The organism is Aeromicrobium sp. EU05-FHT14F07 (genome assembly GCF_058790455.1).
Window position 1 is genome coordinate 139,391 of the sequence record NZ_JBYTCR010000005.1, and the last position, 19,102, is coordinate 158,492.

General features: G+C 72.3%; 22 protein-coding genes. 14 read left to right on the forward strand and 8 right to left on the reverse strand.

Annotation, left to right across the window (positions count from 1 at the left end; translation table 11 throughout):
• The first annotated feature begins 12 nt into the window (after positions 1-12).
• The 3 genes from AC3WRM_RS06995 (at position 13) to AC3WRM_RS07005 (ending at position 2,575) form a co-directional block, all read left to right on the forward strand.
• Positions 13-1,245, forward strand: a complete 1,233-nt coding sequence (locus AC3WRM_RS06995) for a phospholipase D-like domain-containing protein (protein WP_492247791.1) — start codon at positions 13-15, stop codon at positions 1,243-1,245.
• Positions 1,246-1,334: 89 nt separating this feature from the next.
• On the forward strand, positions 1,335-1,721 hold the full coding sequence (locus tag AC3WRM_RS07000; protein WP_492247792.1) for a hypothetical protein: 387 nt from the start codon (positions 1,335-1,337) through the stop codon (positions 1,719-1,721).
• Positions 1,721-2,575, forward strand: a complete 855-nt coding sequence (locus AC3WRM_RS07005) for a serine/threonine-protein kinase (protein ID WP_492247793.1) — start codon at positions 1,721-1,723, stop codon at positions 2,573-2,575. Before AC3WRM_RS07000 ends, AC3WRM_RS07005 begins: the two co-directional genes overlap by 1 nt.
• A 7-nt stretch (positions 2,576-2,582) precedes the next feature.
• On the opposite strand, the gene AC3WRM_RS07010 is transcribed toward AC3WRM_RS07005, so the two are convergent.
• Genes AC3WRM_RS07010 through AC3WRM_RS07020 form a run of 3 tightly spaced genes read right to left on the reverse strand, consistent with a single transcriptional unit; the run spans position 2,583 to position 4,943 of the window.
• The gene (locus AC3WRM_RS07010; RefSeq protein ID WP_492247794.1) at positions 2,583-3,242 is read right to left on the reverse strand and encodes a response regulator transcription factor; all 660 of its coding nucleotides are present in this window, start codon (positions 3,240-3,242) and stop codon (positions 2,583-2,585) included.
• The gene (locus AC3WRM_RS07015; RefSeq protein WP_492247795.1) at positions 3,239-4,660 is read right to left on the reverse strand and encodes a sensor histidine kinase; all 1,422 of its coding nucleotides are present in this window, start codon (positions 4,658-4,660) and stop codon (positions 3,239-3,241) included. The genes AC3WRM_RS07010 and AC3WRM_RS07015 overlap by 4 nt, the downstream gene beginning before the upstream one ends.
• Positions 4,647-4,943 carry a hypothetical protein gene (locus AC3WRM_RS07020; protein ID WP_492247796.1) on the reverse strand — a complete coding sequence of 99 codons (297 nt, stop codon included), beginning with the start codon at positions 4,941-4,943 and terminating at the stop codon, positions 4,647-4,649. The genes AC3WRM_RS07015 and AC3WRM_RS07020 overlap by 14 nt, the downstream gene beginning before the upstream one ends.
• Positions 4,944-5,039: 96 nt before the next feature.
• Between AC3WRM_RS07020 and AC3WRM_RS07025 the strand changes: the two genes are divergently transcribed.
• The 5 genes from AC3WRM_RS07025 (at position 5,040) to dapB (ending at position 10,968) form a co-directional block, all read left to right on the forward strand.
• Positions 5,040-5,996 (forward strand): bifunctional riboflavin kinase/FAD synthetase, encoded by a 957-nt coding sequence (locus AC3WRM_RS07025; protein ID WP_492247797.1) that lies wholly within the window; start codon positions 5,040-5,042, stop codon positions 5,994-5,996.
• Between the two features lie 146 nt (positions 5,997-6,142).
• Positions 6,143-6,433 (forward strand): 30S ribosomal protein S15, encoded by a 291-nt coding sequence (rpsO, locus tag AC3WRM_RS07030; RefSeq protein ID WP_067856746.1) that lies wholly within the window; start codon positions 6,143-6,145, stop codon positions 6,431-6,433.
• A gap of 236 nt (positions 6,434-6,669) precedes the next feature.
• Positions 6,670-8,910: a polyribonucleotide nucleotidyltransferase gene (locus tag AC3WRM_RS07035; RefSeq protein WP_492247798.1), complete on the forward strand. Its 2,241-nt coding sequence runs from the start codon at positions 6,670-6,672 to the stop codon at positions 8,908-8,910.
• 87 nt (positions 8,911-8,997) lie between these two features.
• Complete coding sequence (locus AC3WRM_RS07040) at positions 8,998-10,209, forward strand: kynureninase (protein WP_492247799.1); 1,212 nt, start codon at positions 8,998-9,000, stop codon at positions 10,207-10,209.
• A 9-nt stretch (positions 10,210-10,218) separates the two neighbouring features.
• A complete protein-coding gene (dapB, locus tag AC3WRM_RS07045) occupies positions 10,219-10,968 on the forward strand; it encodes a 4-hydroxy-tetrahydrodipicolinate reductase (RefSeq protein ID WP_492247800.1) in 750 nt (249 codons plus the stop codon).
• 18 nt (positions 10,969-10,986) lie between these two features.
• Here the strand turns inward: dapB and AC3WRM_RS07050 are convergent, their stop codons facing one another.
• From AC3WRM_RS07050 to AC3WRM_RS07065, 4 genes are all read right to left on the reverse strand, one after another.
• Entirely contained in the window at positions 10,987-11,289 is a 303-nt protein-coding gene (locus AC3WRM_RS07050; RefSeq protein WP_492247801.1) for an AzlD domain-containing protein, read from the reverse strand.
• Entirely contained in the window at positions 11,286-11,975 is a 690-nt protein-coding gene (locus AC3WRM_RS07055) for an AzlC family ABC transporter permease (RefSeq protein ID WP_492247802.1), read from the reverse strand. Before AC3WRM_RS07055 ends, AC3WRM_RS07050 begins: the two co-directional genes overlap by 4 nt.
• On the reverse strand, positions 11,972-12,490 hold the full coding sequence (locus AC3WRM_RS07060; RefSeq protein WP_492247803.1) for a GNAT family N-acetyltransferase: 519 nt from the start codon (positions 12,488-12,490) through the stop codon (positions 11,972-11,974). Before AC3WRM_RS07060 ends, AC3WRM_RS07055 begins: the two co-directional genes overlap by 4 nt.
• Positions 12,491-12,717: 227 nt before the next feature.
• The gene (locus AC3WRM_RS07065; protein WP_492247804.1) at positions 12,718-13,218 is read right to left on the reverse strand and encodes a hypothetical protein; all 501 of its coding nucleotides are present in this window, start codon (positions 13,216-13,218) and stop codon (positions 12,718-12,720) included.
• Between the two features lie 53 nt (positions 13,219-13,271).
• Here AC3WRM_RS07065 and AC3WRM_RS07070 point away from each other — a divergent pair, with 53 nt between their 5' ends.
• Genes AC3WRM_RS07070 through AC3WRM_RS07085 form a run of 4 tightly spaced genes read left to right on the forward strand, consistent with a single transcriptional unit; the run spans position 13,272 to position 15,548 of the window.
• Entirely contained in the window at positions 13,272-14,084 is an 813-nt protein-coding gene (locus tag AC3WRM_RS07070; RefSeq protein WP_492247805.1) for a thymidylate synthase, read from the forward strand.
• Entirely contained in the window at positions 14,081-14,590 is a 510-nt protein-coding gene (locus AC3WRM_RS07075) for a dihydrofolate reductase (protein ID WP_492247806.1), read from the forward strand. Before AC3WRM_RS07070 ends, AC3WRM_RS07075 begins: the two co-directional genes overlap by 4 nt.
• Positions 14,591-14,622: 32 nt before the next feature.
• Complete coding sequence (locus AC3WRM_RS07080) at positions 14,623-15,057, forward strand: MarR family winged helix-turn-helix transcriptional regulator (protein WP_492247807.1); 435 nt, start codon at positions 14,623-14,625, stop codon at positions 15,055-15,057.
• Entirely contained in the window at positions 15,054-15,548 is a 495-nt protein-coding gene (locus tag AC3WRM_RS07085; RefSeq protein WP_492247808.1) for a DUF2306 domain-containing protein, read from the forward strand. The genes AC3WRM_RS07080 and AC3WRM_RS07085 overlap by 4 nt, the downstream gene beginning before the upstream one ends.
• On the opposite strand, the gene AC3WRM_RS07090 is transcribed toward AC3WRM_RS07085, so the two are convergent.
• Positions 15,527-16,333 (reverse strand): thioesterase family protein, encoded by an 807-nt coding sequence (locus tag AC3WRM_RS07090; RefSeq protein WP_492247809.1) that lies wholly within the window; start codon positions 16,331-16,333, stop codon positions 15,527-15,529. The two genes, AC3WRM_RS07085 and AC3WRM_RS07090, sit on opposite strands and share 22 nt — an antisense overlap.
• A gap of 168 nt (positions 16,334-16,501) precedes the next feature.
• Here AC3WRM_RS07090 and dapA point away from each other — a divergent pair, with 168 nt between their 5' ends.
• Both dapA and AC3WRM_RS07100 read left to right on the forward strand, forming a co-directional pair.
• On the forward strand, positions 16,502-17,422 hold the full coding sequence (gene dapA, locus AC3WRM_RS07095) for a 4-hydroxy-tetrahydrodipicolinate synthase (RefSeq protein ID WP_492247810.1): 921 nt from the start codon (positions 16,502-16,504) through the stop codon (positions 17,420-17,422).
• Entirely contained in the window at positions 17,419-19,098 is a 1,680-nt protein-coding gene (locus AC3WRM_RS07100) for a ribonuclease J (RefSeq protein ID WP_492247811.1), read from the forward strand. Before dapA ends, AC3WRM_RS07100 begins: the two co-directional genes overlap by 4 nt.
• Positions 19,099-19,102 lie beyond the last annotated feature (4 nt).

A 19,102-nucleotide genomic window follows, 5' to 3' on the forward strand; every position in this document is an offset into this window, starting at 1 on the left:
TAGGGTGACGACGTGGCCCGACTCTCGACCGAACGCCTGATCTGGCGTCCCCTGCAGACCTGGTTCCTCTCCGTCGTCGGCATCGTCGCGGGTCTCATGGTCACGACCAAGGTCCGCAAGATCCTGCGTGGCTCCAGCGAGACGAGCTTCCCGACCGTGCCGCCGCGGACGGTCCCCGTCGGCAGCGAGAACAGCGCCACCACGTACACGTACGGCGAGGACCTCTACGACGACATGCTGTCGGCCATCCGCGGCGCCACGACCCGGATCCTCTTCGAGACCTTCATCCTCAAGGGCGACGAGGTGGGTGAGGCGTTCAAGCGCGAGCTCGTCGCGGCCGCCGACCGTGGGGTCGACGTGCGGGTGATCTACGACGGGTTCGCGAACCTCGTCGTCCCGCGCTCGTTCCTGACGTTCCCCCCGAGCGTGCACGTGCTGCGCTACCCGGTGCTGAAGACCGGGCTGCAGCCCTTCAACCCTCGACGGTGGGGTCGCGACCACCGCAAGATCCTCGTCGTCGACGACACGGTCGGCTTCGTCGGCGGGTACAACGTCGGCTCGCTGTACGCCACGCAGTGGCGCGACACGCACCTGCGGGTCGAGGGGTCGGCGGTCTGGGACCTCGACAACGCCTTCATCGACTTCTGGAACGACCTGCACCCGGTGCCGATCGAGCCGCTGGGGGAGGCCAGCTGGGAGCCGAGCGTGCGCGCCCACCGCAACGTGCCCCGCCAGCTCGTGTTCCCGATCCGCGGCATGTACCTCGAGGCGATCGACCGCGCCCGGCACCACATCCACATCACCGCCGCCTACTTCATCCCCGACCACGACATCCTGCAGGCCCTCAAGGACGCCCGGTCGCGCGGCGTGGAGGTGACGATCATCGTCCCCGAGGTCAGCAACCACGTCGTCGCCGACTGGCTGTCGCGGGGGTTCTACGGCGAGCTGCTGCGCCACGGCGTGCGGATCCAGCTCTACCAGGACGCGATGGTGCACGCGAAGACCGCGACGATCGACGGGCAGTGGTCGACCGTGGGCACCGCCAACATCGACCGGCTGAGCCTCACCGGCAACTACGAGATCAACCTCGAGGTCGTCGACCCCGCGCTCGCCGCCCACCTCGAGACCGTGTTCGAGACGGACCTCGCGAACTGTCGCGAGCTGACGCTCGAGCACTGGCAGTCGCGGCCCATCGTGGCGCGCGCCTGCGAGCTGCTGCTGACACCGCTGCGCCCGCTGCTCTGAGGTGGATGAGAGGCCTCTCATCGACGTCTCACGGCAGGCTCACGACCCGCGACCAACCTGGGGTCATCGCATCGACCTCAGGAGGACCCATGAAGACCACCGCCCGTACCGCCATCGCCGCCGTCGCCGGCACCCTCGCGCTCGGCACCGCCGGCTTCGCGCTCTCCAGCGCCCACGCCGACGGCGACCGCGACCCGGTGCTCAAGCGCGACGACTCGACCACGTCGTGGGTCGTCACCGCCGACGACACCGACGACGATGACGACCGCGACGACGACCTGAGCACGAACGTCACCCGTCAGACGGCCAACACCGCGAACACGGCCCAGACCCGCAACACGGCCCAGACCCGCAATACGGCACCGACCGCCAACACGGCCAAGACCGTCCAGTCGGCGCCGACGAAGAACACCGCGAAGACCGTCCAGTCCGCGCCGACGAAGAACACGGCTCCGACGAGCGGCACCGACCGCTGATGTCCGACGACGCGTGGGGCCTGGCCGGGGGCGACGAGATCGCCCCCGGCCTGACGGCCGTCAAGGACCTGGGCGGCGGCACCGTCTACGAGGCATGGCTGGCCTTCGACGAGCGGCTGCACGCTCCGGTGGTCGTCAAGGTGCTCCGCCCGGGGCACGTCGACGACCCGGTCTCGCGGGCCGGCCTCGACCGCGAGGTGGCACTGCTCGCACGGCTGGCGCACCCCGGCCTCACCCGGGTCTTCTCCTACGACGACGAGTCAGCGCGGCCGTACTTCGTGCTCGAGCACGTCGACGGCCCCAACCTGTCGCGGCTGATCTCCCGGCACGGTGCCGTGCCGGAGCACCAGCTGCTCCCGCTGGCCCTCGAGCTCGCGTCGGTCCTGCACTACCTGCACGGCGAGGGGGTCGTGCACCTCGACGTCAAGCCGAGCAACATCATCATGGGCGCGCCCGCCCAGCTCATCGACCTCTCCGTCGCGCTCGACGTCGACGAGGCCGCCGCCCTCGACCACGCGGTCGGCAGCGACGAGTACATGGCACCCGAGCAGTGCGTGCCGGGGGAGCGCGGTCCGGTCGGCCCGGCCGCCGACGTGTGGGGCCTCGGCGCCACCCTGTTCCGCGCCGCCGCCGGCTTCCGTGCCTTCGACCGCGAGCCGCGCTGGGCGCAGCTGCACGACGAGCCGAAGCCGCTCCCCGGCTTCGTCCACCGGGGCGCTGCCGATCTCATCGGGCGCTGCCTCGACCCCGACCCGGCGGCCCGTCCCACGCCACGCGACATCGCGGTCGAGCTCGAGCCGATGATCGCCGGCCTGCCGTCAGCCCGTCTCTCGGGGTTCACGCTGCGGCGTTGACCTCGCGTCAGTCCACCCGGTACCCGAGCCCCCGCACCGTGGTGACGAGCCCGGCGCCGAGCTTCCTGCGCAGGTACCCCACGTACACGTCCACGACGTTGGAGCCGGGGTCGAAGTCGTAGCCCCACACGTGGGAGAGCAGCTGCTCGCGCGACAGCACCTGCCCACGGTGCGACATCAGCACCTCGGCGAGCGACAGCTCGCGGGCCGACAGCTCGACCTCCCGATCCGCGACGTACGCGCGACGTCGCCGCAGGTCGAGGCGGACGTCACCCGCGACCAGCTCGTCGTCGGGGGGCGCGGAGGCGGGCGTGCGCAGACGCAGGCGGACACGCGCGAGCAGCTCCGCGAAGCGGAAGGGCTTGCTCATGTAGTCGGCCGCCCCACCCTCGAGCGCCTGGACCGTGTCGGTCACCGAGTCGCGCGCCGTCAGCACGATCACCGGCAGCTCGGGCCGCTCCGCCTGCACCCGCTCGAGGATGGTGAAGCCGTCGAGCCCGGGCAGGCCGATGTCGAGCACCATCAGGTCGAACGGACCGGTCAGCGCGTAGTCGAGGCCGCTCACGCCGTCCGCGACGACGGTCGGCGTGAAGCCCTCGGCCTTCAGGCCCTTCGCGACGAACGACGCGATCCGCTGCTCGTCCTCGACCACGAGAATCCGGTTCACCACAGTCCTCCTGTCGGGATCACGAGCCGGAACGTCGCGCCCGACGTCGCCCCGGGCGGGTCGAGCACGACGCGACCCTCGTGCGCCTCCATGATCGCCGAGACGATCGACAAGCCCAGCCCGAAGCCCGCCTGCTCGCCGTCGCCCTGGGCGAAGCGCTCGAAGATCGTCTCACGCAGCGCCGACGGCACCCCGGCTCCCGTGTCGCGCACCCACAGCTCGACGTTCCCGTCGTGCACGCGCGACCCGACGCCGACCTCCGCTCCGGGCTCCGTGTGCCGGACGGCGTTGTCGGCCAGCTGGAGCAGCGCCTGCGTCAGTCGCTGCGGGTCGACCTCGACGTGGGTGCGAGCCACCGCGTCGAGCACCCAGGCCCGGTCGGCCAGCCCTCGCGCACGCTCCAGGGCGCCGAGCGTGAGCGCCTCGACGTCGGTGCGCTCCGGGCGCACGAAGTCCGGACGCTCCGCCTTCGCGAGCAGGAGGAGGTCGTGGACGAGCCGGGTCATCCGGTCGATCTCGTCGAGCAGCAGCGTGCGCGTCGTGCGGACGTCGTCGGGGTCGGAGGGGTCGAGCACCTCCAGGTGGCCCTGCAGCACGGTGAGGGGCGTGCGCAGCTCGTGCGCCGCGTCGTCGAGCAGGCGACGTTGGCTCGCGAACGCCTCCTCGAGCCGGTCGAGCATGTCGTTGAAGGTGCGCTGCAGCTCGGTGAGGTCGTCGTTCCCGGTCACCTCCAGGCGACCGCCGAGGTCGCCCTCGCTGATCCCCTGGGCGGTCTCGCGCAGACGGCGTACGGGGGAGAGCAGACGCCCGGCCAGCCACGACGCCACGGCGGAGATGAGGATGACGGAGAGCGCGCTGAGCAGCGCGTAGGTGACCATCAGCTCACGCAGCTGCGCGCGCGACCCGTCGACGTCGTGGGTCACGACGAACGCGGCCCGCCGGTCGCCCTGCTGGACCGGCTGCACCGCCACCCGGAAGGTCCGGCCGGCGACCTGGAGGTCCCCGACGCCGCCGCGGCGCACCAGGCGGTCGACCAGCGCAGGGAAACGGGGCGACGTGCGCAGCACCCGCTGGCCCTCGCCGACGAACGTCGGGGTGCCGGACACGGGGAAGTGCCACAGGTTCTCGTCGGTGTCGGGCACGTTGCGCGAGAGGAAGAACGCGATCAGCCGGTCGGGGCTGGTGAAGGGCCGGCCCGTCTCGGGGTCGACGCCCTCCGCCTGGAGGCGACGCAGCTCCCCGACCTCCTGACCGAGGCTCGCGTCGATCACCCGGTCGATGCGCTGGGACTCCAGCACGAACAGCGTGGCCCCGACCGCGACGAGCGCCGCCGCCGTCAGCAGGGCGACGGCGGCGGTCAGACGCTGGCGGACGGAGAAGCGCGCCGGTCCGCTCCCGCGCGGTTCAGTCGTCGTCATCGTCGTCGCGGTCGTCGTCTCGGTCGTCGATGGGCCGCGGCGTCTGCGGGACGCGCTCGTAGTCGTCATCATCGTCATCGTCGTCATCGTCGTCGCGGTCGTCCGTCGGCGTGGGCGACGGCGAGACCGTCGGTCGCGGCGTCTCGGTGGACGTCGGCACGGTCACGGGCGAGTAGTCGACCCGCGGCGCGTCCTCCTGGGCCACCACCCGCGCCACGACGACGCCGAGCAGCACGAGGCCGACGCCCACGACGAGCGGCAGGAGGAAGCGGGTTCGCGTCATGGCGACACTGTGCCGCACGCTCGCGCACGCCACGATGAGACGTCGATGAGAGTCCTCTCATCCGACGTTCCCGAGCGGGTGTGGCACAGTTCAGGGGTGGGCACCTGGACAGACCGCGGCGGCGCCTCGACCGCCCCCCTGGGTACCGCGACCGCGGTCACCATCGGCACCTTCGACGGCGTTCACCGGGGGCACCAGGCCCTGCTGCGACGTACCCGCGAGGTCGCGGGCGACCTGCCCGTCGTCGCCGTCACGTTCGACCCGCACCCGGTGGCGGTCTTCGCCCCCGACCGCGTCCCGCCCCGGCTCACGTCGCTGCAGCGCCGGATCGAGCTGCTGCACGAGCCGGCGCCCGGGGTCCGTGGCGCCGACCACGTGCGGGTGCTCGACTTCGACCGCTCGATGGCGGCGTGGTCACCGGAGGAGTTCGTGGAGCGTGTGGTCGTCGAGGAGCTCGGCGCGCGGCACGTCGTCGTCGGCGAGAACTTCACCTTCGGAGCGAGGGCGTCGGGGACGACTGACACCCTGCGCGAGCTGTGCGCACGGCACGGGTGCGACGCCAGCGCGTTCACGCTCGTCGGCGACGGTCACGGGGCCGACGGCGTCCCGTGGTCGTCCACGCGGGTCCGCACGCTCGTCGGCGAGGCCCGCCTCGAGGAGGCCGCCGAGCTGCTCGGCCGCCCGCACGAGGTCGACGGCGTCGTGACCCCCGGGGACCAGCGCGGACGCGACCTCGGGTTCCCCACCGCGAACGTGCCCGTGCAGGCCGACTACTGCGTGCCGCCCGACGGCGTCTACGCCGGTCGCCTCCTCACCGGCGACGCCGACTACCCCGCCGCGATCTCCGTGGGGACCAACCCGACCTTCGCCGGGACCGAGCGCAGGGTGGAGTCCTACGTCATGGACCACGGGCACGACCTCGACCTCTACGGCCGCCCCGTGCGGGTGCAGCTCGTCGCCCACCTGCGGCCGATGGTCGCCTACCGCGGCGTCGACGCGCTGGTCGAGCAGATGCACGTCGACGTCGAGCAGGCGCGCGCCGCGCTCGCCTGAGGCCGCACGCCGTCGAGCACGGCGAGGCGATTCGTCGGAACGACCGGCGCGCTGATAACCTGGACGACGGCGTACGAACGCCCACGGTCCGTAGAGCCCCGGTGGACATGCCCGGGCGCGCCGTGCAACGACCTCCCAGGAGAAGAATGTCGAAGAAGACCGCTGCCCCCACCGTCGCCGGTACCCCGCGTGACGAGATCATCAGCCAGTACGCCCGCAGCGAGGGCGACACCGGCTCCCCGGAGGTCCAGGTCGCGCTGCTCACGCAGCGCATCTCGCACCTGACGGACCACCTCAAGGAGCACAAGCACGACCACCACAGCCGTCGTGGCCTGCTGCTGCTCGTCGGTCGCCGTCGTCGCCTGCTGAACTACCTGCAGAACACCGACATCGAGCGCTACCGCTCGCTGATCGAGCGTCTCGGTCTGCGTCGCTGACCTCGTTCAGGCGGTCACCCCCCGGGTGGCCGCCTGAACTGCATCCGGGGCCACGCGCCCCGACAACTGAACACGACACATCCACGGACGAGAGCCGCCACGTCGGGTCCGGTCCTCGGTAGTGGCCCTCGGGACGGCGGACGCCGGGCCGCGGGCCTCGATCGAAGACCGACCACCTTCACGGCAGGTCCGGGTCTCGTCCCACCGCGCGACGCACGTCGCGAGAAGGGACTCCCATGTCCGACACCATCCACGCCATCGAGACCGTCATCGACAACGGTCAGTACGGCACCCGCACCATCCGCTTCGAGACGGGCCAGCTCGCCCGCCAGGCCGCCGGCTCCGTCTCCGCGTTCCTCGACGACGACACGATGCTGCTCTCGGCCACCACCGCCGGCAAGCAGCCCAAGGACCACTTCGACTTCTTCCCGCTGACGGTGGACGTCGAGGAGCGCATGTACGCCGCGGGTCGCATCCCCGGCTCGTTCTTCCGTCGCGAGGGCCGCCCGGGCGAGGACGCGATCCTCACCTGTCGTCTCATCGACCGCCCGCTGCGCCCGACCTTCAAGAAGGGTCTGCGCAACGAGGTCCAGGTCGTCATCACGGTGCTGGCGCTCAACCCCGACACGCCCTACGACGTGCTCGCCATCAACGCCGCCTCGGCGTCGACGCAGATCTCCGGCCTGCCGTTCTCCGGCCCCATCGGTGCCACGCGCGTCGCGCTCATCGACGGCCAGTGGGTCGCGTTCCCGACGCACAGCCAGCTCGAGGACGCCGTGTTCGACATGGTCGTCGCGGGTCGCATCGCCACGCAGGCCGACGGCTCGACCGACGTCGCGATCATGATGGTCGAGGCCGAGTCCACCGAGTCCACCTGGGACCTCGTGCAGTCCGGCGTCCAGGCGCCGACCGAGGAGGTCGTCGCCGGCGGCCTCGAGGCGTCGAAGACCTTCATCCGTCAGCTCTGCGAGGCCCAGCAGCAGCTCGCCGAGGCCGCCGCGAAGCCCGTCCAGGACTTCCCGGTCTTCCTCGACTTCCAGGACGACGTCTACGACGCCGTCGCCGCCGTCGCGTCCGGCCCGCTGGCCGAGGCCCTCACGATCGTCTCCAAGGCTGACCGCGAGGAGCGTGAGAGCGCGATCAAGGCCGACGTGCTCGACCAGCTCGGTGAGCAGTTCGCGGGCCGCGAGAAGGAGGTCGGTGCCGCGCTGCGCGCCGTCACCAAGAGCCTCGTGCGCCAGCGCGTGCTGCGCGACAAGGTGCGCATCGACGGTCGTGGCCTCGCCGACATCCGCGAGCTCTCCGCCGAGGTCGGCGTCGTCCCGCGCGTGCACGGCTCGGCCCTGTTCCAGCGCGGTGAGACCCAGATCCTGGGCATCACCACGCTGAACATGCTCGACCTGGTCCAGAAGCTCGACACCCTGAGCCCCGAGACCACGCGTCGCTACATGCACAACTACAACTTCCCGCCGTTCTCGACGGGTGAGACGGGCCGCGTCGGCTCGCCGAAGCGTCGCGAGATCGGTCACGGCGCGCTCGCCGGCCGTGCGCTGCTGCCGGTGCTCCCGACCACCGAGGAGTTCCCGTACGCGATCCGCCAGGTCTCGGAGGCGCTGAGCTCCAACGGCTCGACGTCGATGGGCTCGGTCTGCGCCTCGACGCTCGGCCTGCTCAACGCCGGTGTGCCGCTGCGCGCCCCGGTCGCCGGCATCGCGATGGGCCTCATCTCCGGCGAGGTCGACGGCGCCACCCAGTACGTCACCCTCACCGACATCCTCGGTGCGGAGGACGCCTACGGCGACATGGACTTCAAGGTCGCCGGCACGCCGGACTTCATCACCGCCCTGCAGCTGGACACCAAGCTCGACGGCATCCCCGCCGACGTGCTGGCCGGTGCCCTCACCCAGGCCAAGGGTGCGCGTCTGACGATCCTCGACGTCATGTCCGAGGCGATCGACACGCCCGACGAGATGAGCCAGTTCGCGCCGCGCATCATCACGGTGAAGGTGCCGGTCGACAAGATCGGCGAGGTCATCGGCCCCAAGGGCAAGATGATCAACCAGATCCAGGCCGACACCGGTGCCAAGATCTCGATCGAGGACGACGGCACGGTGTACATCGCGGGCGAGGGTGGCGGCTCGGCCGACGCCGCACGCGACGCGATCAACGCGATCGCGAACCCGACGATGCCCGAGGTCGGCGAGCGCTACCTCGGCACCGTGGTCAAGACGGTCGACTTCGGCGCATTCGTCGCGCTGTCGCCCGGCAAGGACGGCCTGCTGCACATCAGCAAGCTGCGCGACCTCAACGGCGGCCAGCGGGTCAGCAGCGTCGACGACGTGCTGACCGTCGGCCAGAAGGTCCAGGTCGAGATCGCCGAGCTCGGCGACCGCGGCAAGATCTCGCTGATCCCGGTCGTGGCCGACGCGGCTGCCGAGGAGGCCCCCGAGGCCGCCGAGGCCGGCGCCGACGCCTGATCCACGCACGGCCGACGAGGCCCCTGCCCCTCGGGGTGGGGGCCTCGTCGCGTCCGGGCCCCGGGCGCTCGTGAGACGATCCGGAGGGTGAGCGACTTCCGTGAACGTGCCGCGACCCTGGACGCCGCAGACCCGCTCGCCGCTTGGCGGCAGCAGTTCCAGCTCGACGCCGACGTCGTCGCCTACCTCGACGGCAACTCGCTCGGACGTCTGCCGCTGCGCACCCGCGAGCGGCTGGCGACGTTCGTGCGCGAGGAGTGGGGTGCCCGCCTGATCCGCGGGTGGTCCGAGGGGTGGGTCGAGCTCCCGGTCGTCGTGGGCGACGAGGTCGGCGCGCTGCTCGGGGCCGCGCCAGGCCAGACGGTGGTCGGCGACTCGACCTCGATCGGCATCGCCAAGGCGCTGCACGCCGCCGCCTCGCTGGCGCCCGGGCGCACCCGGCTCGTCGTCGATGCCGGCGACTTCCCGACCGACCGCTACCTCGCCGCGGAGGTCGCCCGGCAGCGCGGCCTCGAGCTCGTCGTCGTGCACCGCGACGCCGACGGGGACGTCGCCGGCCCCTTGGCCGACGTGCTCGACGAGCGGACGGCCGTCGTGCTGCTGAGCCACGTCGACTACCGGACGGGCGTGCTGCTCGACCTGCCGGCGCTGACGACGCAGGTGCACGCGGCGGGTGCGCTCGTGGTGTGGGACCTCTGCCACTCGGCGGGCGTGGTGCCGACGTCGCTGGACGCCGCCGACGTCGACCTCGCGGTCGGGTGCACCTACAAGTACCTCAACGGAGGTCCGGGGGCGCCGGCGTTCCTGTATGCCGCGGCCCGGCACCTGCCGCACCTCGAGCAGCCGCTGCCCGGGTGGTGGAGCGCCGATGACCTGTTCGCGATGGCCGAGGAGTACCGCCCCGCCACCGACGCACGGCGGCTGCTCTCCGGCACCCCGAACGTGGCTGGTCTCGTGGCCGTGCGCGAGGGCGTGGCGATGGTCGCGGAGGCCGGGGTCGCTACCGCGCGGACGAAGTCCGAGCTGCTGACCGGCTTCGCGGTCGACGCCCTCGACGCCCTCGCCGAGAAGGGCGTCGAGCTGCAGCTGGTCACGCCGCGCGATCCCACCCGACGGGGAAGCCACGTCACCGTCCGGGTGCCCGACGCCCGGGCGCTCACGGAGCGGCTCACCGACCGCGGCGTCGTCCCCGACTTCCGCGAGCCCGACCTCCTGCGCCTGGGCCTCGCACCGCTCACGACGTCCTTCGCCGAGCTCCACGCCGGGCTCTCGGTCCTGGCCGAGGAGCTCGCTCACTAGGCTGGGCGCATGACGACTCGCGTAGCCGTGCTGGGCGCCCAGGGGCGCATGGGATCGACGTCGGTGACGGCGCTGGAGGCGGCCGAGGGCCTCGAGGTCGTCGCCCGGGTCGACGTGGGCGACGCGCTGGAGCAGGTCACGGAGCACCGGGCCGACGTCGCGCTCGTCTTCACGACTCCCGACGTCGCGCTCGACCAGGTGCTGTGGTGCGTGGAGCAGGGGGTGCACGTCGTCGTCGGCACCTCCGGCTTCGACGGCGACCGGCTGCGGTCGGTGCAGGACGCGGTCGAGCAGCGCTCCGGAGCGAGCGTGCTGGTGGTCCCGAACTTCTCGATCGGCGCGGTGCTCCTCATGCGCTTCGCCGCGACCGCCGCTCCCTTCTTCGAGTCCGTCGAGATCATCGAGATGCACCACCCCGCGAAGGTCGACGCGCCGTCGGGCACGGCCGTGCGCACCGCCGAGCTGGTGGCTGCGGCGCGCGCCGAGGCCGGCTCGGCCGCGGTGCCCGACGCGACCACCACCGACCCCGACGGGGCCCGCGGCGCGAAGGTCGACGGCATCACCGTGCACGCCGTGCGCTCGCGCGGCTTCGTCGCGTCGCAGGAGGTGCTCCTCGGTGGGGAGGGAGAGGTCCTGTCGCTGCGCCACGACTCCTCGACCCGTGAGTCGTTCATGCCCGGCGTCGTCGCGGCCGTCCGGCACGTGGCGGACCGGCCCGGTGTCACCGTGGGGCTCGACGCGGTGCTCGGACTCGACTGAGCGCCGTCGCCGCCCGGCTCAGAGCCGCAGCAGCGCCGCCGTGAGGGCCGCGGCGACGACCATCGGCAGGAACGGCACGCGCAGCGCCAGGAGCACGGCCGCCACCCCCAGGCCCGCGAGCCGCGCGTCGACCGCGAGCCGGGGCCCGTCGGCCAGCACCTGCACGGCCACCAGGGCGCCGAGCAGCCCCACGGGGATCAGACCGACCGCACGCTGCGTCGTCGCGTGCTCGAGCACGCGGTCGGGGACGGACAGTCCGGCGACCTTCAGCACGTAGCAGCCGACGCACGTGAGGACGATGCCCACCCACAGAGCGCTCACCTCCGCGCCCCGACGAGCAGGCCGACGGCCACCGCGACCGCCCCGCCGCCGATGATCGGCAGCCCGGCGGGCGTGACCGGCACCAGGCCGGCGGCCACGGCGGCGCCGCAGAGCGCGACGAGGCGGGGGAGAGGTCCGTCCAGACGCGGCCAGAGCAGGCCCAGGAACGCGGCGCCGACGGCGGCGTCGAGGCCGTAGGCGCGCGGATCGCCGATCGCGGTCCCGGCGAGGGCACCCAGCAGCGTGGACAGGTTCCAGAGCACGAAGACCGACGTGCCCGTCCACCAGAACCCCAGCCGTCCGAGGGCGGGGTCGCGCTGGGCGAGGGCGACGGCGGTCGACTCGTCGATCACGAGGTGCGCACCGAGCGCCCGTCGCACCCCGCGGAGGCGCAGCACCGACGCGATGCTCAGGCCGTAGAACAGGTTGCGTGACCCGAGCAGCACCGACGTCACCGCCCCGGTGACCGGCGCTCCTCCCGCCGCCACGACGCCGATGAAGGCGAACTGCGACGCACCCGTGAACGCGAGCAGGGACAGCACGCAGGTCTGCAGCACGTCGAGCCCCGACGTGGTGCCCAGCGCGCCGAACGAGACGCCGTAGGCGCCGGTCGCCACGCCGACCCCGAGGGAGTCCGCAACGACACGACGCCGAGCCGCCGGCCCCGCAGCGTCCGCGTCGCTCATGCCTCGACGAGGGACGTGACGAGCCGGACCTGCTTGACCGTGCGACCACCCGACTCGTCGGCGAGCTCGCGGTGTGCCCCGTCGGCCGTCCAGCCGGTACCGACGACGAACGCGCGCAGCCGGTCGTCGGTGGTCGGCACCCACCAGCGTGCCCGCGCGAAGCCGTCCGCCCGCAGGGTGTCGACCGCTGCCTGGAGCAGTCGCGAGCCGTGCCCCGCGTCGCGGTGCCCGGGGTCGACGAGCAGCTCGCCGACCTCGCCGTCGGCGACCCGGTCGGCGTCCGGGTCGTGGCACGGGTGCACGAACACGACTCCGCGCACCGACGCCTGCTCGAGGGCCACCAGCACGCGGGCCCGCGCGTCGGGCGGGGAGGTCAGCAGCCGGGCCCAGGCCGGCGCGAGGTCGACGTCGGGGACGTCGCCGAGGGCAGCACCCCACGCGGAGCGCTGCATCCTGGCGATGGCCGGTGCGTCGTCCGGCCAGGCCAGCCGGACGCTGACGTCGGCGCCGCTCACCGCGCGGCACAGCTCGGGTGCAGGACCGCGACCAGGGCGCCGTCGCGGTGCACGAGCACGCGCTCGTGGGGCTGGACGGTGATGTTCACGATGGTCCTCTCGGGTGGTCGGGGCGGGGGCCGACCAGGGGAGTCGAACCCCACCCGCGGGGACGGTGACGACCGCCGGGCCACTGATCCCGCTCGGCGCCCAGTATGGACCGGACGTCGCTCGGGCTCCAAGCCCTCTCACCAGGACCGGAAGCTCTCGACCAGCCTCGAGTCGGCGCCCTGGGCGTCCAGCATGGCGGCCGTCATGGACAGGTTCCGCAGTCCCGGCCAGGTCTCCCAGCCGAGCAGGAAGAGACCGGGGACGCCGACGAGCAGGATCGTCCACCCTCCCCAGGAGCCGATGAACGCGACCAGGATGGACACCAGCACGACGGTCTCGCAGAAGACGAGCTTGCGGACCGTCTGGGCGGCGAAGACGCCGACGGCGCGTCGCTGGTTCTCGGCGGGGTCCGCCTCGGGGTCCAGCGGCGACGACTGCAGCCACACGCGCTCGGACAGCACCGCTGCGGCGACCAGTCCGAGCGCGAGCACGCCGAGCAGCCACCACGGCGGCAGGTCCGCGTCGGTGCCGCCCAGCGCCAGGAAGATCAGCGTCACGAAGGCGGCGGTCAGGACGATCTGCAGGAGGGCGAAACGGCGGACCTCCTGGGGCGAGGCCTCGTACTCGGCGAGGGGCACGCCCAGAGTCTCGCACGACCGGGACGGTCGTGGGGGCGAGTATCCTGCGAGTCATGCAGGCCTACCTCGATCTCGTCCGCCGCGTCCTCGACGAGGGGGTCGAGAAGGGCGACCGCACCGGCACCGGCACGCTCAGCGTGTTCGGCCACCAGATGCGCTTCGACCTCTCCGAGGGGTTCCCGCTCGTCACCACGAAGAAGATCCACCTCCGGTCGGTCGTCGGCGAGCTGCTGTGGTTCGTCCGCGGCGACACCAACACCGCGTGGCTGCGGGAGCACGGCATCACGATCTGGGACGAGTGGGCCGACGAAGACGGCGACCTCGGTCCGGTCTACGGGCACCAGTGGCGGAGCTGGCCGACGCCGTCCGGTGCGACCATCGACCAGCTCGCGCAGGTCGTCGAGGCGCTGAAGGCCGACCCCGACTCCCGGCGGCACATCGTCAGCGCCTGGAACGTCGCCGATCTGCCCGACATGGCGCTCGCGCCGTGCCACGCCTTCTTCCAGTTCTACGTGGCCCCGGCCGACGACGGCGGACCCGGTCGGCTGTCCTGCCAGCTCTACCAGCGCTCGGCCGACGTCTTCCTCGGTGTCCCGTTCAACATCGCCTCCTACGCACTGCTCACGCACATGGTGGCGCAGGTCGCGGGTCTGCGCGTCGGCGACTTCGTGCACACGTTCGGCGACGCCCACCTGTACCTCAACCACCTCGACCAGGCGCGGCTGCAGCTGGAGCGCGACCCGCGGCCGCTGCCGGAGCTCTGGCTCGACCCGTCGGTCACCAGCATCGATGGCTTCGACTTCGACGCGATCAAGGTCACCGGCTACGACCCGCACCCGGGCATCAAGGCGCCGATCGCGGTATGAGCCTCACGCTCGTCGTCGCGATGGGCGCGAACCGGGTCATCGGGGTCGACGGCGCGCTGCCGTGGCGCCTTCCCGAGGACCTCGCCCACTTCAAGCGCCTCACGCTCGGCCACCCGATGGTCATGGGGCGGACCACCTACGAGTCCATCGGTCGACCCCTCCCTGGTCGTACCACCGTGGTCCTGACCCGCGACCCGGACTGGTCTGCCGGGCCCCACGGCGACGACGTGCTCGTCGCCGCGTCGCTCGAGGAGGCGTTGGGCACGGCGCAGGAGCTCGACGAGGAGGTGTTCCTCGTGGGCGGGGCGCAGGTGTACGCGCAGGCGCTGGAGCAGGGACTCGTCGACGCCATGGTCGTGACCCGCGTGGCAGCCTCGCCGGACGGCGACGCCTTCTTCCCGCGGCTGGACTGGGAGGCGTGGGACGAGGTCGGACGGGTGCCGTACGTCGGTCCGGAGCCCGAGCGCGTGCCGTTCGACGTGGTCACGTACGTGCAAGCATCTTGACACAGTTAAGTTAACCGCCTCATGATGCTGGGGTGACGTACGACCCCCGACAGCCGGCCTACCGGCTGCACACGCTCGTCGCCGCCCTCGACGCGGCGGCCGACGAGATGCTGCGCGCGGCCCACGGCACGAGCTACGCCCGCTTCCTCACGCTCGTCACGGTGCAGGCGCTCGGCACGCCGACACAGGCCGAGCTCGCCGCCGTCCAGGAGGTCTCGGCCCCTGCGGCGAGCCGTATGGTCCGCGCCCTCTCCGAGGCCGGGCTGCTGACGGCCGCGCGAACGCCGGGCACGGGGAATCGCAGCGCGCTCACGCTGACCGAGGCGGGGGAGCGGCTCGTCGCCGACGGCGGGGCGCTGCTGGAGGACGCGTTCGGGCGGCTCCTGGAGGCGACGGACGTCACGGCCGACCAGGTCCGCGCCGTCACCGACCCGCTGCTCGAGATCCTCCGACCGGAGACACCATGACGCCGCTCGTCGCCACGCACGCCTTCGCCGCCCTGCTCGCCCTGGTCGTCGGGTTCTGGCAGCTCTTCCTGGGGCCGCGCGGCACGCGAGGTCACCGGCTGGCCGGACGGGTGTGGGTGGTCGCGATCCTGTACGTCGCGGTCACGTCGTTCTGGATCCAGGAGATCCGACCCGGGCACTTCAGCGTGCTGCACGCCCTGTCGGTGGTCACGCTGGTCACCGTGCCCCTCGGGATCGTCGGCGCTCGACAGGGTCGGATCCGTGACCACCGGGCTGCGATGACCGGCAACTGGATCGGTCTGGTCGGCGCCGGCGCGGCGGCGTCGCTCGTGCCGCAGCGGGCCATCCCGCAGCTGGTCGTGGACGACCCGCTGGCGGCGACCCTCGCCGGGGCGCTCGTGCTGCTGACCGCCGTCGCGGTGGTGGGGGCGGGTCGTGCGCTTGACGCCGCGGTCGACCGAGCCCGCCCTCAGGACAGCACGGCCAGCTGACGGCTCTGGGCCACGAGCCGGCCCTGCTCGTCCCACAGCTCCACGTCCTCGTCGTGGTAGCCCTGCTGGACGTGGCGCGTGGTGACGTGCAGCAGCGCCCAGGCGCTGTCGGGCCGACGTCGCAGATGGACGGTGAGCTGGACCGTGGCGGACGCGAGGTGGCCGAGCTCGGCCGTGACCGGCGGGTACCCGTCGACGATCGCGGCCGCCGCGAGGGCGTCGACCCGACGGCCGTCCTTCGGTCGGATCCAGACGGTCGCCTCCGCGACACCGGACGGCTCGCCGCGCAGCCACCCCGGCACCTCGGGAGCACGGGACTCGTAGCGCTCGACGATGGGCACCGCGCCCGTCGGGATGAACGGCGACAGGTCGGTGCTGGCGTCTGGTCCGGGCACTGCGGGGGCGTCGTGGGGAAGGTGCTCGACGGTGCCGGCCGCGTCCCAGTCGTGCAGGGAGATCACGGCGTGGGCGACCGCGCGGCCTCCCTGCTGCAGGACGGCCTGGTGCACCGAGACGCGGCGGCCGACCCGCAGGGTGGTCACCTCGACGGAGCCCGGTCCGGGGGTCGGCGGCTTGAAGTAGCTCACCGAGACGGTGAGCAGGTCGGGGTGGTCGGGTGCGCTCGTGCGGGCCTCGTCGAGCACCGCACGCGCGAGGATGGCGAGCACGTACCCGCCGTTCGCGGTGCCGTTGGGCGTGTTCCAGTCCGCGGTGAGGGTCAGGTGGCGGTGCCCGTCGTCGCCCACGGTGGAGGCGACGGCACGGTCGAGCTCGTGCGACGTCATGCGCCGACGGTAGCGGCCCCGGGGGGTGCCGGGCCGTGGGCGGCAAGGGGTACGGCAGGGGTGCCGGGCCGTGGGCGGCAAGGGGTACGGCGGGGGTGCCGGGCCGTGGGCGGCGAATGACGCAGGTGCGGCGGGGCTGCTGGGGTCGGTCAGCGGTAACCTCGGTCCATGACCTCCCCGCTCGCCAGCGAGGCCGCACCGTTCGGCCGCGTCCTGACCGCCATGGTCACGCCGTTCACCCCCGACGGGGCCCTCGACGTGGAGGCGGCGCAGAAGCTCGCGACGCACCTGGTCGACCACGGCCACGACGGCCTCGTCGTGAGTGGCACGACCGGCGAGTCGCCGACGACGACGGGGGAGGAGGACGCGCGTCTGCTGGCGGCGGTCCTCGAGGCGGTCGGCGACCGCGCCACGATCGTGGCCGGGGTCGGCACGAACGACACCCGGCACAGCGTCGAGCTGGCGCAGGGGGCGCGCAAGGTGGGCGCCCATGGTCTGCTGCTCGTCACGCCGTACTACAGCAAGCCGCCGCAGTCCGGCATCGTCGAGCACGTGCGCCAGGTGACGCGTGCGGGCGAGGACCTCCCGGTGCTCCTGTACGACATCCCGGGGCGCACGGGGGTGCAGATCGCCGAGAGCACGTACGCCGAGCTGGTCACGGACCCGCTCGTCGTCGCGGTCAAGGACGCCGTGGGCGACCTGGAGCGCGGCGCCTGGCTGCAGAGCCAGCTGGGCCTGCGGATCTACTCCGGTGACGACTCGCTCAACCTCGCCTGGCTCGCCGTGGGCGCGGCCGGCATCGTCAGCGTCGTCGGCCACGTCGCGGGCGATCAGTACGCGCAGATGGTCCGCGCGGTCGACGCGGGTGACCTGGTCACCGCGCGCGCCGTCAACGAGCGTCTGGTGCCAGCGGTCCGCGCCATCATGACGCACACCCAGGGCGCCATCACGGCCAAGGCCGCCCTTCAGCTCCTGGGGGTCCTCGAGCACCGCACGGTGCGACCCCCGCTCCTTCCCGCCACCGACGAGGAGGTCGCGCTGGTGCGCGACGGCCTCGCGGCTTCACACCTCCTGGAGGACATTTCGTGAGTCACATGCACACCGAGCTCGGCCCGCCCCCCGCTCTCGACCCCGAGGGCCTGCGCGTCATCCCGCTCGGTGGCCTCGGAGAGATCGGTCGCAACATGACCGTCTTCGAGTTCGGCGGCAAGCTCCTGGTCGTCGACTGTGGGGTGCTGTTCCCCGAGGAGCACCACCCGGGCGTCGACCTCATCCTTCCCGACTTCGGTCCCATCCGTGACCGGCTCGACGACATCGTGGCCGTGGTGCTCACGCACGGGCACGAGGACCACATCGGCGGCGTGCCGTACCTGCTGCGCGAGCGCGGCAACATCCCGGTGGTCGGCTCGAAGCTGACGCTCGCGCTGGTCGAGCCGAAGCTGCGCGAGCACCGGCTGCGCGACGTGCCGCAGCACGTGGTCGCGGAGAACGACGTCCTGAACCTGGGGCCGTTCGAGCTGGAGTTCGTCGCGGTCAACCACTCCATCCCCGACGCGCTCGCCGTGGCGGTCAAGACGCCCGCGGGCGTCGCGCTGCACACCGGCGACTTCAAGATGGATCAGCTGCCGCTCGACGGCCGCATCACCGACCTGCGGGCCTTCGCCCGCCTCGGCGAGGCCGGCGTCGACCTCTTCCTCACCGACTCGACCAACGCCGACGTCCCGGGGTTCACGGTCGCCGAGCGCAACATCACCCCGGCGATCGACGCGGTGTTCGCGTCGAGCCGGCAGCGGATCATCGTCGCCTCCTTCGCCTCGCACGTGCACCGCGTGCAGCAGGTGCTCGACGCCGCGGCGAAGCACGGCCGCAAGGTCGCGTACGTGGGCCGGTCGATGGTCCGCAACATGCAGATCGCGCGCGACCTCGGCTACCTGCACGTGCCCGACGGCGTCGTCGTCGACAAGATCGACGCCGCGCCGCCGGAGAAGATGGTGCTCATGTCCACGGGCTCGCAGGGCGAGCCCATGGCGGCGCTGTCGCGCATCGCGAACCGCAGCCACCAGCAGGTGAGCCTGGAGCCCGGCGACACGGTGCTGCTGGCGTCGTCGCTGATCCCGGGCAACGAGAACGCGGTCTACCGCGTGATCGACGGTCTGACGAAGCTGGGCGCGCGGGTCGTGCACAAGGGCAACGCGCTCGTGCACGTCTCGGGGCACGCGTCCGCCGGCGAGCTCCTCTACTGCTACAACATCGTCAAGCCGTCGAACGTGCTGCCGGTGCACGGCGAGATCCGTCACCTGCACGCCAACGGTGCGCTCGCCACGCAGACCGGTGTGCCGAACGTCCTTCTCGCCGAGGACGGCTACGTGATCGACCTCGTCGACGGCCACGCGTCGATCGTCGGCGCGGTCGAGTGCGGCTACGTGTACGTCGACGGCTCCTCGGTCGGCGAGATCACCGACAGCGAGCTGAAGGACCGCCGGATTCTGCGCGACGAGGGCTTCATCTCCGTCGTCATCGTGGTCGACTCGACCAACGGCAAGATCGTCAGCGGCCCGGAGATCCAGGCGCGCGGACTCGCCGAGGACCCGTCGGTGTTCGACGAGGTCACCCCTCGCATCGTCGACGCCATCGAGCAGTCGCTGCGCGACGGCACCCACGACACCAAGCAGCTCCAGCAGGTCGTGCGGCGTGTCCTCGGCTCCTTCGCGGGCCGCAAGCTGAGGCGCCGTCCGATGATCATCCCCATCGTCCTCGAGGCCTGACGAA

Excerpts from the sequence above, each read along its gene's own strand:
- AC3WRM_RS07075 (WP_492247806.1), top strand. The coding sequence starts at position 14,081 with ATGAGCCTCACGCTCGTCGTCGCGATGGGCGCGAACCGGGTCATCGGG.
- dapB (WP_492247800.1), top strand. The coding sequence starts at position 10,219 with ATGACGACTCGCGTAGCCGTGCTGGGCGCCCAGGGGCGCATGGGATCG.
- AC3WRM_RS07020 (WP_492247796.1), bottom strand. The coding sequence starts at position 4,943 with ATGACGCGAACCCGCTTCCTCCTGCCGCTCGTCGTGGGCGTCGGCCTC.
- AC3WRM_RS07055 (WP_492247802.1), bottom strand. The coding sequence starts at position 11,975 with ATGAGCGACGCGGACGCTGCGGGGCCGGCGGCTCGGCGTCGTGTCGTT.
- AC3WRM_RS07070 (WP_492247805.1), top strand. The coding sequence starts at position 13,272 with ATGCAGGCCTACCTCGATCTCGTCCGCCGCGTCCTCGACGAGGGGGTC.
- AC3WRM_RS07005 (WP_492247793.1), top strand. The coding sequence starts at position 1,721 with ATGTCCGACGACGCGTGGGGCCTGGCCGGGGGCGACGAGATCGCCCCC.
- rpsO (WP_067856746.1), top strand. The coding sequence starts at position 6,143 with ATGTCGAAGAAGACCGCTGCCCCCACCGTCGCCGGTACCCCGCGTGAC.
- dapA (WP_492247810.1), top strand. The coding sequence starts at position 16,502 with ATGACCTCCCCGCTCGCCAGCGAGGCCGCACCGTTCGGCCGCGTCCTG.
- AC3WRM_RS07000 (WP_492247792.1), top strand. The coding sequence starts at position 1,335 with ATGAAGACCACCGCCCGTACCGCCATCGCCGCCGTCGCCGGCACCCTC.
- AC3WRM_RS07015 (WP_492247795.1), bottom strand. The coding sequence starts at position 4,660 with ATGACGACGACTGAACCGCGCGGGAGCGGACCGGCGCGCTTCTCCGTC.
- AC3WRM_RS07085 (WP_492247808.1), top strand. The coding sequence starts at position 15,054 with ATGACGCCGCTCGTCGCCACGCACGCCTTCGCCGCCCTGCTCGCCCTG.
- AC3WRM_RS07035 (WP_492247798.1), top strand. The coding sequence starts at position 6,670 with ATGTCCGACACCATCCACGCCATCGAGACCGTCATCGACAACGGTCAG.
- AC3WRM_RS07090 (WP_492247809.1), bottom strand. The coding sequence starts at position 16,333 with ATGACGTCGCACGAGCTCGACCGTGCCGTCGCCTCCACCGTGGGCGAC.